General features: G+C 39.1%; 9 protein-coding genes. 4 read left to right on the top strand and 5 right to left on the bottom strand.

The window, feature by feature from the left end:
• Positions 1-1,919 precede the first annotated feature (1,919 nt).
• Complete coding sequence (locus D1003_RS08355) at positions 1,920-4,049, top strand: helix-turn-helix domain-containing protein (protein ID WP_153936437.1); 2,130 nt, start codon at positions 1,920-1,922, stop codon at positions 4,047-4,049.
• 23 nt (positions 4,050-4,072) lie between these two features.
• On the opposite strand, the gene D1003_RS08360 is transcribed toward D1003_RS08355, so the two are convergent.
• Both D1003_RS08360 and lnt read right to left on the bottom strand, forming a co-directional pair.
• The gene (locus D1003_RS08360; RefSeq protein ID WP_153936438.1) at positions 4,073-5,071 is read right to left on the bottom strand and encodes an aminoglycoside phosphotransferase family protein; all 999 of its coding nucleotides are present in this window, start codon (positions 5,069-5,071) and stop codon (positions 4,073-4,075) included.
• Between the two features lie 31 nt (positions 5,072-5,102).
• Positions 5,103-6,746 (bottom strand): apolipoprotein N-acyltransferase, encoded by a 1,644-nt coding sequence (gene lnt / locus D1003_RS08365; RefSeq protein ID WP_153936439.1) that lies wholly within the window; start codon positions 6,744-6,746, stop codon positions 5,103-5,105.
• 57 nt (positions 6,747-6,803) lie between these two features.
• Here lnt and D1003_RS08370 point away from each other — a divergent pair, with 57 nt between their 5' ends.
• Positions 6,804-7,214, top strand: coding sequence for a VanZ family protein (locus tag D1003_RS08370; RefSeq protein ID WP_153936440.1), 411 nt, complete (start codon positions 6,804-6,806; stop codon positions 7,212-7,214).
• Here the strand turns inward: D1003_RS08370 and uvrC are convergent.
• Entirely contained in the window at positions 7,204-8,994 is a 1,791-nt protein-coding gene (gene uvrC, locus D1003_RS08375) for an excinuclease ABC subunit UvrC (protein ID WP_311710016.1), read from the bottom strand. The two genes, D1003_RS08370 and uvrC, sit on opposite strands and share 11 nt — an antisense overlap.
• Positions 8,995-9,109: 115 nt before the next feature.
• Here uvrC and D1003_RS11300 point away from each other — a divergent pair, with 115 nt between their 5' ends.
• Entirely contained in the window at positions 9,110-9,232 is a 123-nt protein-coding gene (locus D1003_RS11300) for a hypothetical protein (RefSeq protein WP_260393376.1), read from the top strand.
• Here the strand turns inward: D1003_RS11300 and D1003_RS08380 are convergent.
• Positions 9,222-10,826, bottom strand: a complete 1,605-nt coding sequence (locus tag D1003_RS08380) for an FISUMP domain-containing protein (RefSeq protein WP_153936442.1) — start codon at positions 10,824-10,826, stop codon at positions 9,222-9,224. The two genes, D1003_RS11300 and D1003_RS08380, sit on opposite strands and share 11 nt — an antisense overlap.
• Before the next feature lie 362 nt (positions 10,827-11,188).
• Positions 11,189-11,710 carry a gamma carbonic anhydrase family protein gene (locus D1003_RS08385; protein WP_153936443.1) on the bottom strand — a complete coding sequence of 174 codons (522 nt, stop codon included), beginning with the start codon at positions 11,708-11,710 and terminating at the stop codon, positions 11,189-11,191.
• A gap of 132 nt (positions 11,711-11,842) precedes the next feature.
• Here D1003_RS08385 and D1003_RS08390 point away from each other — a divergent pair, with 132 nt between their 5' ends.
• Positions 11,843-12,721, top strand: coding sequence for a NifU family protein (locus tag D1003_RS08390; protein ID WP_153936444.1), 879 nt, complete (start codon positions 11,843-11,845; stop codon positions 12,719-12,721).
• Positions 12,722-12,724: the final 3 nt, after the last annotated feature.

Raw genomic sequence — 12,724 nt, forward strand, 5'->3', positions numbered from 1 at the left:
TGTGGTTTTGGGTAAAACCTGCGGTAGTTTTTGGTGAAACCTGCGCAGGTTTTTTAGCCTACCTAGCTTATCTTCGGAAAGCTTTTATTCATAGGGGTTACAGAACTTCGTTAGGTTTTACATAAACTAAGGCAGGGTTTTAATAATTTTAATGTGTCTTTGTCCTTTTGGCTTCGCCGAACCATTGAGTTAAGTTTGTTTCAAAGCGATAAATATGTATGCTTGTCCTTTTGGCTTGACCCAAAAGGACCAAAAGTTCAAGAGCAAAGGTTGGGTTTGCCTACGGCACGGGACTGTCCCCTGCTATTTGGAAGCTACCGCTCCCAATTCCGCTACGGGGGCATTCCCTAAACTTACCTTTGCTCGGCAGAGCGGTGATAATAGCTAAGTTATTATCATTTAAAGTAGTTTTAAAATGGTCTTTGGGAGAGGAGTGCTTATAATATATATAGTATATCCGACCTCTAAGCCCGCCGGCGTTAAGAACCTCGTTAGTAAAGGCGTTAAAAAATACCCACTGTTTGAGCAAAGGTGTGGGCAGAAGCGTTGGAGCGAGTTTTGGGGATTTTAGCCTTTAGTAATGAGGTTTAGCCAGAGGGGTTACAGTCTTGAATTTTTGCTTCTTTTGCTTCAAGGCAAAAGAAGGGAGATTAATATATATGCTTGTCCTTTTGTCTTGAAACAAAAGTACCAAAAGTTCAAGACTAGAAAACTACGGCTAAAAATGTGTCGTCCATTCTAAAAGCCCTAGAACTCACGCCAAGGCTAAAGCCCACGCTTGTTCAAACAATAGGTCTTTTTTAACGAATGGACGCCCCATTTTCTTAACGCCTTCGTTTCCTTAGGTCGGAGAATGGAGCGGTGATAATTTAGCATTGCTTAAAAAAAACGGTCTTTGGTGATAAATATGTGTGTATGTCCTTTTGGCTTGACCCAAAAGGACCAAAAAGTCAAGACTAGAAAACTACGGCTAAAAATGTGTCGCCCATTCTAAAAGCCCTAGAACTCACGCCAAGGCTAAAGCCGACGCTTGTTCAGACAATAGGTCTTTTTTAACGAATGGACGCCCCATTTTCTTAACGCCTCCATTTCCTTAGGTCGGGAGTGCAGCGGTGATAATTTAGCATTGCTTAAAAAAAACGGTCTTTGGTGATAGTATGCTTGTCCTTTTGTCTTGAAACAAAAGAACCAAAAGTTCAAGACTAGAAAACTACGGCTAAAAATGTGTCGTCCATTCTAAAAGCCCTAGAACTCACGCCAAGGCTAAAGCCCACGCTTGTTCAGACAATAGGGCTTTTTTAACGAATGAACGACCCATTTTCTTAACGCCTCCGTTTCCTTAGGTCGGGAGTGCAGCGGTTATTATATATGGTAGAGAATACTTGACCTCTAAGCCCGCCGGCGTTAAGAACCTCGTTAGTAAAGGCGTTAAAAAATACCCACTGTTTGAGCAAAGGTGTGGGCAAAAGCGTTGGAGCGAGTTTTGGGGATTTTAGCCTTTAGTAATGAGGTTTAGCCAAAGGGGTTACAGTCTTGAATTTTTGCTTCTTTTGCTTCAAGGCAAAAGAACAATATTATTTTTTGTTGTCTGTACTTTTAGCTTGACCTAAAAGGACCAAAAGTTCAAGACTAGAAAACTACGGCTAAAAATGTGTCGTCCATTCTAAAAGCCCTAGAACTCACGCCAAGTCTAAAGCCCACGCTAGTTCAAACAATAGGTCTTTTTTAACGAATGGACGCCCCATTTTCTTAACGCCTTCGTTTCCTTAGGTCGGAGAATGGAGCGGTGATAATTTAGCATTGCTTTAAATGGTCTTTGGTGATAAATATGTAGGCTTGTACTTTTACTAGACTTAATAAAAGGAGATTAGTGAATATGGTTTATAAATAGAATCTTATAAAATTTGTACTTTTGGGGAATGAATAGCGAGGTCTTTCAACTTATAGAGCATACCAACAGAAATATATTCCTTACAGGTAAAGCGGGGACTGGTAAAACTACCTTCCTTAATCATTTTGTGAAAAATACTAGAAAAAGCCATATTGTGGTTGCTCCTACAGGGATAGCAGCTATCAATGCGGGTGGGGTTACCATTCATTCGATGTTTGGGCTTCCGTTAAGACCTTTTTTTCCTACTACCGAAAGGATAGACAGCTACTTAGGAAACAATATACCAGACCTCGTAAAACATTTTAAATACCGAAGTTCAAAACTAAAGCTACTTAGGGAGGTTGAAATCATTATTATAGATGAGGTTTCAATGCTACGAGCTGATGTTTTGGATATGATGGACTTTTCCCTTAGGCATATTCGTAGAAATGGGTTGCCGTTTGGTGGAGTTCAGATGCTTTTTATTGGAGATTTGTACCAGTTGCCACCAGTGGTAAGAGATGAACACAGCTTGCAAAGGTATTATACCTCGCCGTTTTTCTTTAGTGCTCACGCCCTTCGTGGGATAGATTTAGTAACGGTGGAACTTACTAAAGTTTACCGTCAGCAAGACGAAACTTTCCTTAATATTCTCAATGAGATAAGAGAGGGCAATCTTAGCGAGGATAATTATAAAAAACTCAACTCAAGATATATCAGTGATTTTGACCCTAAAGATGAGACTTATGTTTATTTAACCTCCCACAATCGTATGGCGGACAGTATCAATAGAGAGCGACTGGAGGCTTTGGGTGGGCGGTCTTATTTTTATAGAGCGGAAGTACGAGATGATTTTAATGAACACCAATATCCCAATGAGGAAATTCTAGAACTGAAAGTAGGGGCTCAAGTGATGTTTATTAGGAATGATGCTAGTCCAGAGAAGCGTTATTTTAACGGTAAATTGGCAGAGGTTACAGCATTAGACCAAGACGAAATCAGAGTGATTATAGACGGCGAAGACGAAGAGTTTACCATAAAACACGAGCTTTGGGAACAAAAACGCTACTTCTTAGATAAAGATAAAAACATTAGGGAGGAAGTGTTGGGCAGTTTTAAACAATATCCTATTCGTTTGGCTTGGGCGGTTACCATACACAAAAGTCAAGGGCTTACTTTTGATAGGCTGATTGTAGATGCGGGGCAGTCCTTTGCATCGGGGCAGGTGTATGTGGCGTTGTCTAGATGTCGTACTTTGGAGGGCATTGTTCTTAAATCTCAAATATCCAAAGCGGTTATTTTTAATGACCAAAGGGTTGCCGAGTTTCAAAAAGAAACCAATGCTAACGACCGCATCAGCGAAATTATAAAATCAGAAAAGCACGATTATAGTGTAGGCAAGGTACTTAGACGGATTGATTGTAACTGGTTTACCAAGGCTTTGGAGGAGTGGTATAATCAGGCTTTGGTTACTAGGGATTTAGATAAGAATAAAGCGAAGAAAATTTATCTATCAGTAAAACCTCAAATAGACAATTGGGTAAAGATATTTGAGAAACTAGAGCGAGTGCTAAAACAAAAAACGCAAAAGTTCATCAAAGGCGAGGAGCAGTGGGACGAAATAGAAGCTAAAGCCAAAGGAGCGGTTAATTATTTTTTTACTCAAACTTTGGAGCATTTTTTCACTCCATTTAAAGATTTTTATGCTGAAACCAAAGGCGTCAAAGGGCTTAAAACTTACAATGCTGAAATCAAACTATTGCTAGATGATTTAGAAGATTATCTTAATGATTTAAAATCGGTATTCTTGATAGATACGCCTCTTTTTGACGAAACTAATGAGAAGAGCATTACCACAGAGATTAAAAAAGTGCCTACCCACGTACTGACCTATCAACTATTTGAAGACGGTAAAACCATTGGCGAAATTGCTAAGGAGAGAGGTTTGGTAATATCTACAGTTTATGGGCATTTGGCGAAATTTGCAGAGCAAGGGCTATTAGATTTGCCTAGATTGATAAGTGCTGAAAAAATAAAAACCTTTGAAGAAACCTTTAAACAAGCACCACAAGGCACTCTCTCTGAATGGAAAAAAGTCCTCCCAGATGATTTTGAATATCACGAAATAAGATTGCTAGACAATCATTATCGCTATTTGGAACACAAAGAGGAAGACTAAATCGCGGAACTTTACCCCAAAATTTAAAGTTGAAAATCTGCGGTTTTCAGTTGTTTAATCACTTGTTTTAGTTCTGGGAAGTTTGGCATTTCGTCCCATTGTTCGGAGAATTGGTAGAGATTGTCTATGCCTTGATGAAGACTTTCTATAAAATGAGCCTTTCTCTGTATCAGTCCTCTAAAGCCATAAGCACCCAAAACTTGCATAAATCTAATGAGCTTTATTAGTTCTACCCCATTTTTAAGTTGGGTTTGAGTTTCTTTGTCGGTATATAGATTGAAATAAAAATCTAGCATTTCTTGTCTAAAGTCTTCAGGGAAGTTGGCTTTTGCTTGGTAAAGCATAGAAATAACATCATAAATTAGAGGTCCTTCCATTGCGGACTGGTAATCTATGAAAAACACCTTATCCGATGCGTTTACCATAATGTTTCTAGATTGAAAATCCCTTATCATCAGTCCACGAGGTTTTATGAGTTCTATACGCTTTACAATTTCTTTAAACTCTTTAAGAAGGGTAGATTTATGGTAATGAAGTTCTAAAATATCTACCAAAAAGTTTTTGAAATAATATAAATCGTGGGTGATGGGCAAATCGTTATAGGCTTCGTATTCAAAAGTTTTGGAGTAGTCTATTTGGTTGAGAGTACTTTGCTGAAAATGGTACAGAGCTGTTAGGGTTTCTTTTACCAAAAATTTCACTCTGTTGCTTAATCCTTCTTTACTGATGATTTCCGACAAAGTATGGTCGCCTAAGTGGGTTTGGATATAAGTCGTTCTATCTTCGGAGATTTTGAGAAGTTGTGGTGTATTCAGTTTTAAATCAAAAAATAAAGAAGAAAAATAGAAGAACGCTTCATTTTCTTTTAAGTTTTCGTTGTAAGTGATGATGTACTTTTCTCCCGTATGGCTTATGCCTACATAGTTTACCCGAGCAGAACCACTAGCAGGTAAGGCTTCAAAATATTGGGCAGGATTGCCAAGATGGGTTTCAAAGAATTGTTTTACCGATTGAAAACTCATAAAGTTATTTTTTGATTTAATGGAACTAAAATTATTTTTGGCGTTGAGGTGTTTTACTCATCAATTTTTCTATCACAAGGTAACATACCAAAAATCCTAAAATAAAAATGGAAATTCTAGATAACAAATCTCCTGTTCTGGTGTAGAAAGTAGTGCTGTCGTATAGGTTAATATCGGCAATCAAAGCGGTTTGGTCTCCGTAGAAAGTATCGGCTACAATCTCTCCTCTGGCATCTATATGGGCGGATATACCACTATTTGCCGAACGAGCCACCTCTCGTCTGGTCTCTATGGCTCTTAGCTTTGCATAAGCGAGTAACTGGCGATGACCTTGTGTAACGCCCCACCAAGAGTCGTTGGTGAGAATCCCTAAAAAGTTAGCTCCTTTCTTTACATAATCGGTAACGAACTCACCGTAAATGCTTTCGTAACAGATAATTGGTGCTATTTTACCTTTATTATAAGGATTGGTAAACACCGCTCGTTCTTTATCCATACCCAATGACGAAATTGTGCCTCCAAAATTAAGCATAGCTTCTCCCAATAAGGGTTTTAGTACAGAAATATAAGGGAATATCTCTACACCTGGGACGAGCTTGGCTTTATGATAAAGTTGATAGGGCAAAGAAGGAGCAATCTGTATAGCAGAGTTATAGTTCTCCACCCAAATCCCTTGGGACGGATAATAACTTGCCGTTTTGGGAGCTTCATTCTCGTTATAGAATACATTATAAGTAGAAACGCCACCTACAAAAACCGATTTAGGCTGATGGCTAAGATAATCTTCTACCTTTTTAATGAGGGTACTTTGTTTCAATCCTTTTTCTGACAATCCTCCATATCCTGGGAACGCTGTCTCTGGAGCAAGATAGAAATCTATATTAGAGGTTTGATGTTCTTTAGCGAGATGGAGTAGTTCATCTACTATTTGGAGACTGTCTTTTTGGTATTTTTCGGTATAAGGGTTGAGGTCTGGTTGTAGCATCATAGCTCTAACTTTCCCAATAGGTTTTTCATTAAAGTTGTGATATTTAACTAAAGAGATAAGCATAGGCACAACAATAACAGCAGAAACGATACAGATGTTCTTTATTAAATCTTTTCGTACTCTTCCTGCTTCCCAAATTCTTAGAGTATAAAATGTAAGAACATTGATGATTAAAATCCAAAAACTACCACCAGTAGCTCCTAATGTATCGTACCATTGTATGAGTTTTGGATAGTCGGCAAAGGCATTGCCTAGATGAAGCCAAGGCCAAGAAAATTCCCATTCGAGGTGGAATTTCTCAAAAGCCATCCATACCACAATAAAAAAAGCTAATCCCCAATAGGTGCTTTTAGCATTTTTGTACCAGTGATAACATTGAAAGGCCAAACTCATCAGAAGTGAATTAACTAACACTGGAAATAATACAGCGAAAACGGCGTGAGAGCCATCAGGATTTCTGGCTTCATATAGCCAACCTGTGGTAATGCTATTCCATACTAAAAAGGCAAGGTAAGAACTGCCAAAAACTGCCCAGCCTTTTCTTTTAATACTACTGAATTTAGAAATATCGTGTTCTACCATAAGTAGTGGCACAAAGGCGAAAAATATAAAAAACGGCACACCGTAAGCGGGCCAAGAAACACTGAATAAAAGTCCTGATATAAGGGCTAGAACAATATATTTCATTCTATTATTTTTGGAGAAACAAATTTAGTGTTTTAAAATTGAATATTTTTGTAACCTATGTTAAAAAAGCTGTATCAAATTTTAATACTACCATACACTTTGTTGCTTTTGTATTTTATGTTTGTGGGATTTGGGCGAACGCCTTACGATTATAATATAGTACGCCTAACGCCACTGGTCTCTACATTAGAATTTGTGCAGAAGTCGGTGCTGTGGCAAAATGTAGCGATTAACATTTTTGGGAATATCATTATGTTTATTCCGTTTGGATTTTTGGGGTGGTGCTGTCCTAAATATCAAAACCTAAGGATACTCTTGCTAGATTTTATCGTTGCCATTACTATCGTTGAAAGTATGCAATATTTCACACGGCTAGGCGTGTTTGATATAGATGATATTTTGCTAAATACCTTTGGAGTGCTATTGGGCTATCTAGGCTATCGTAAAATATCAGCCGTTATTCATTAAAATACTGCCATACTATACTGCCTTTAGACTTGCCTAAAATTTCCTCTAAGGTTTCCTGTGAGGCTTCTTTAATACGTTTTACCGATTTTAGTTTACTTAGCAATAGCTCTATGGATTTAGCTCCAACACCTGGGATTTCTTCTAGTTCTGATTTTAGGGTGCTGTTGGTTCTTCTGGTGCGGTGGTGCTTCACTCCAAAACGGTGGGCTTCGTCTCTCACTCTTTGCAAGACTTTAAGCGTTTCCGAAGTTTTATCTAAATATAAAGGAATAGGGTCGTTAGGGAAAAATAGCTCTTCCAACCTTTTCGCAATACCTACGATGGAGATTTTACCATATAAATCTAACTTTTTCAAACTTTTAACGGCAGAACTCAATTGTCCCTTACCGCCGTCTATCAATATCAGTTGAGGTAGAGGCTCGCCTTCATCTAAATATCTTTTGTACCTTCGGTAAATCACTTCTTCCATAGAAGCAAAGTCGTTAGGACCTTCTACGGTTTTGATGTGGAAAATACGATAATCCTTCTTGCTAGGTTTACCGTCTTTAAAGACGACACAGGCAGATACTGGGTTAGTCCCTTGGATATTAGAATTGTCAAACCCCTCAATGTGTCTTGGCTCTTCTGGAAGCCTAAGAAGCGTTTTCATTTCTGCCATAATACGATTGGTATGGCGGTCAGGGTCTACAATTTGGATTTGCTTTAGTTTTTCTAGACGATATTCTCTCGCATTTTTTTCGGAGAGTTCTACAATTCTCTTTTTGTCTCCCACTTTCGGAACGATGAGTTTCACTTGAGGAATTTCGGTGCCTAAATGGAACGGTAGTAATATTTCCTTAGATTCGGATTGAAACTTATCTCTAATTGCAACTACGGCTTCTTCTAGTATTTCCTCGTCGCTTTCTTCTAGTTTTTTTCTGAATTCGGAAGTGTAACTTTGAACGATATTTCCATTTCTGATTTTAAAATAATTGATGTAAGCCGCCGTTTCATCGCTTACCATACCAAAGACATCTACATCGTCTATACTAGGATTAACCACGGTGTGTTTAACCTGATAATCTTCCAAAAACGCCAACTTTTCCTTTACCATTTGAGCTTTTTCAAACTCTAGATTGGAAGCGTGTTTTAGCATCTCCTCTTCTAAGTAGGCTTTTGCCAAACGGAAATCTCCTTTTATAATTCCTCTTACAGCATTGATTTTCTTTTCGTAATCTTCCTCGCTTTCTAGACCTTCACAAGGACCTTCGCAGTTTTTAATGTGGTATTCTAAACAGACTTTATAATTGGCTTTCTCTATTCTATCTTCGGAAAGATTAAGCGTACAAGTCCTGATTTTATAGAGGTTTTTAATGGTTTCTAAAAGCACCTTGGCAGGTTTTACTTTAGCGTAAGGACCATAATATTCGGAGCCATCTTTAATGCGTTTTCTGGTAAGAAATAGCCTAGGGAAAGGTTCATTTTTGATGCACAACCAAGGGAAACTTTTGTCGTCTTTCATCATAATATTGTAGAAAGGCTGATGTTCCTTGATGAGGTTGTTTTCTAAAAGGAGGGCGTCGTATTCGCTGGGAACTATGGTAATCTCTAAGCGGTGGATTTTTTTAACCATAATTCTAGTCTTGTAACCCACTTGATTTTTATTGAAGTAGGATAGTACTCTGTTTTTAAGGTTTTTGGCTTTCCCTACATAGAGCAGTTGCCCCGCTTCGTCATAATAACGGTAAACGCCAGGCTCTTTCGGTAAAGTTTTTAGCTGAAGTTCTAAAGTTTCATTCACCTCGCAAAAGTACAAAATTTATAAGACTACATTAAGGAGGAAGGCAAGACGGCATTAGGTTTAGGGCAAGCCAAAAGGACAGCACCTAAAACTTATGCCTATAAAAATTATTTTTATGCTTATAAAAAAAAATCCGATGCCTATAAGTTTTAGATTTTATAAGCATCAGATTTTTAAAGAGTGCTTAGTGGCAGGAGTGCCAACCACCAACCGCCGAGAACGCCCAGTTAATCCTTGAGGCAGCGGACGCTAAAGCCGTCCGCACGACTGCTGTAGCTGCTCGCGTAGCTACCGCTGCTACCGAACCACAGGCGCCACGAGTAGTAGCTATTGTCCTGCTCGCTGCTCCACAAGTAGCCGAGGCTGCTCTGATTGCTGAGCGAGCCATCGTTGGCGTAGCGGTAACCACTGGCAGGCAGGCGGAGCTTCTGCTCATTCCACATCGCCGATGAAGAAGAGCTACTATTACCTAAGGTCTGTCCCGTAATGGCATTATGTAAAGCGATTTGCTCATCGTGAGTAGGAACGTGATAACCTACAGGACAAGGGTTGTTAGAACCATTCACCTGCCATAAGTTCTTATTTGCTACATCAAGATTTAAGGTATTAGTAACCCAAGAAGCATAACTTGAATTACCACCCGTGATAAAATTACTGTGACCAGGGTTCGTCCAAGAAGAAGATAAAGTAGGAGTGGTAATAGTATACTTCGGTGTACCACTGCTTGAACCAGACCAGTTAATCAACTCGTGACCGTCTGGGTTACGCTGCCATTGGAATAACGAACCATACGCACGCCAGTCCTTTTTAATCTGATTAGCAGTAGGGCTAGAAAGAGGCATTGCGGTGGTGGTATTTGTATAATCCAATGCCCCCGCCTGACGCGCAGGGTCAAACCACTCTGAACCTACTCTAGCATAATCTGCACCTAGGTTATTATTGAGCCAAACTCTACCATCGGGTCCCGTGATTGGAAGATAGACAAAATTATGCTCTTTTACATTCTCTCCATAGCCTACACATTCTGAAGTAGTCTTATCAAAGCAGCGGTCAGGAATGCCTGTAATCGTTTTCACTTTGAGCGTAGTAGTACTGCTCCCATTCAGACTAATGGTATAAGCATTGGCACTGCTAATGGCATTACGGTATATGCCATCTTCTGGGTCTAAGGCAGGGTAGTAAGTAGCCCCACTTACATTCTTTAGTTTAGCGGATATAGTACCTGCTGCCCCCGTAAAATTACCCGCTGGGTAAGACAACTTAAAATTTCGCATATAACCACTCCCGTCTTTTAGGGCTAAGGTTTGTTCATAAGCGGTATAAGCGCCATTAGCGGGCGATGCACCGCTGTAAGGGATATTTACTGTAATTTCTGCTCCAGCAGCTATGCCTGTTTCTTGTAAGTTGCTCCCTTGTACCAAGTAGTCTTTGCCATTGTGTTTAAAGACCACCAGCTTAATATCTTGTACCGTTCCTAGAGTGGCTGTAGCTGGAGCATAGGGATTGGCAAATACACTAGCATCGTTAATACAAGCCCATTCGTGTACTCCACCGATAAGACCTCTGTACATTTCTATACAGTTCTTGTCTTTATTGTAAATCAGAGTCCCCTTTTTGGTATTGGGAGAAAAGGTAAGTCGTTCCGCCGTAGTCAGTTTAGGAAATAGCACCCCTTGTGCCTTATCTGCTGGCATCGTAGGACTTACTTCTACCTTAGAAATATCTAAAGTCGCTTGGGGCGTAGTGGTATTGATGCCCACTCTGCCTTTATAATCATCTTGGGCATTCAGCACTAAAGGCAGAAACACCGTGCATAATAAAGTCTTGTTCATAAAATGTTATTGTTTATAGATGTTAGTTGTGAAATTGTTAAATTGTTAAATTGCTAAGTTGTTAAACTGTTAAATGTTCTATGTTTAAGGTTTAAGGGGTATGTACGCTTATTCAACTTTAAACATTGAATACTTGAACCTTGAACTAAATGAGCAAACGCCTTTGTAGAGGGCTTTCGCGAGGCACCCCAAAAAACACACGTGTTTTTGGAGAAAAACACGCGTGCGGATTTTTTTTTCACGCGTGTTTTTTCCTCCAAGCACGCTACATTTTTTCATACTTCAGCGTGGCTAGCATATTATCTTTTGCGGAAGTATGCAAGTTTTCACCCATTTTAGTGGTTTCTAAGATAGGTTTCTTCTTACTCATCATCTTTATACCAACTAGAGTATTTTACATAACTGTTAGCAATTCTATTTACTTCGCCTTCTAGGAGTTCAGCGGACATATCTTTAATTTTTCTAGCTGGAATTCCGCCCCATACCTCGCCAGATTTAATGTGTGTGCCTTGTGTAACCACAGAGCCTGCCCCAACAATAGAATTGGACTCCACCACGCAGTTATCCATCACAATAGCCCCCATACCTATAAGTACATTGTCGTGCAAGGTACAGCCGTGCACAATAGCATTATGCCCAATAGATACATTGTTACCTATAACAAGTGGATATTTCTCGTAAGTGCAGTGTAGCATAGCATTGTCTTGAACATTAACCCTGTTCCCCATTTTGATATAATGCACATCTCCACGAATAACGGCATTATACCAAATGCTACATTCTGCCCCCATACTTACATCGCCTATAATAGTAGCGGTTTCTGCTAAAAAAGTGTTTTCTCCTATCTGTGGAGTTTTTCCTAAAAGAGGTCTTATAAGTGCCATATTTTCGGTTTTATTTTAATCTATTAAAACTGGTTTCTTTCTATAAATTGCAATCATTGAAAAAAACTAAACCTAGTATTCTATCGTCTAAGTTGGTTTCCGTATTTTTGCAGTTCCAAATTTATATTAAAAATGCGACAAATCATCATAGAAGCCACAGAAAATCCTAGAGTAATGAAGTTCGTTGCGGATTACAACTTAATCCCAGGCTCATTGGAACTCGATAGAAATTCGGATATTTCGGAGATACCACTAGCTCAAGAACTTTTTAATTATCCTTTTGTGGATAAGATATTCATTACGGCTAATTTTATTGCTGTTGCTAAGCAAGATACCGTAGAATGGGAGCATGTAGTACAAAGTCTTAAAAATGTTATCGAAGACGAGCTTCTTGCTAACCCTAGAATTTATCGCCAACAGAGGAAAGAAGTGTATCAAATTTACGCCGAAATGACACCCAACCCTTCGGTAATGAAATTTGTAGCCTCAAGACTATTATTAGAAGGGTTTGTGGAGGTTAAATCTCGTGAGGAAGCCACAGAAGTGCCTTTGGCTCAAGCTATTTTCAAAGAATTTAGTTTTGCCCAAGAGGTCTTTATTTCGGATAACTTTGTTGCGGTTACCAAAGATGATTCTGTACAGTGGCACGAAGTGATGGTAGTTACTAGAGCTTTTATTGCTGAATATCTCCAAAATGGTGGCGAGGTTTCTCATAAAGAACCCCAAAAACACGAAAATCCAGTAGAGAAAATCATTAACAGAGAATATACCGATACGGAACAAAAGATAAGCGACATACTTAACGAATATGTGGCTCCTGCCGTAGAAAACGATGGCGGTAAAATTTCTCTAATGGAGTACGACGAAAGCACCAAAACTGCCAAAATGCTACTACAAGGTGCTTGTAGCGGTTGCCCAAGTTCTACAGCTACGCTGAAAGGCGGTATAGAGAATGTACTAAAACAATTTCTGCCCGATTTGGTAGAAAAAGTGGAGGCTGTAAACGGCTAAAAT

Source organism: Riemerella anatipestifer (assembly GCF_009663465.1).
Lineage (GTDB): Bacteria > Bacteroidota > Bacteroidia > Flavobacteriales > Weeksellaceae > Riemerella > Riemerella anatipestifer_C.

Excerpts from the sequence above, each read along its gene's own strand:
- lnt (WP_153936439.1), bottom strand. The coding sequence starts at position 6,746 with ATGAAATATATTGTTCTAGCCCTTATATCAGGACTTTTATTCAGTGTT.
- D1003_RS11300 (WP_260393376.1), top strand. The coding sequence starts at position 9,110 with ATGCTTATAAAAAAAAATCCGATGCCTATAAGTTTTAGATTTTATAAG.
- D1003_RS08390 (WP_153936444.1), top strand. The coding sequence starts at position 11,843 with ATGCGACAAATCATCATAGAAGCCACAGAAAATCCTAGAGTAATGAAG.
- D1003_RS08380 (WP_153936442.1), bottom strand. The coding sequence starts at position 10,826 with ATGAACAAGACTTTATTATGCACGGTGTTTCTGCCTTTAGTGCTGAAT.
- D1003_RS08385 (WP_153936443.1), bottom strand. The coding sequence starts at position 11,710 with ATGGCACTTATAAGACCTCTTTTAGGAAAAACTCCACAGATAGGAGAA.
- D1003_RS08360 (WP_153936438.1), bottom strand. The coding sequence starts at position 5,071 with ATGAGTTTTCAATCGGTAAAACAATTCTTTGAAACCCATCTTGGCAAT.
- D1003_RS08355 (WP_153936437.1), top strand. The coding sequence starts at position 1,920 with ATGAATAGCGAGGTCTTTCAACTTATAGAGCATACCAACAGAAATATA.
- D1003_RS08370 (WP_153936440.1), top strand. The coding sequence starts at position 6,804 with ATGTTAAAAAAGCTGTATCAAATTTTAATACTACCATACACTTTGTTG.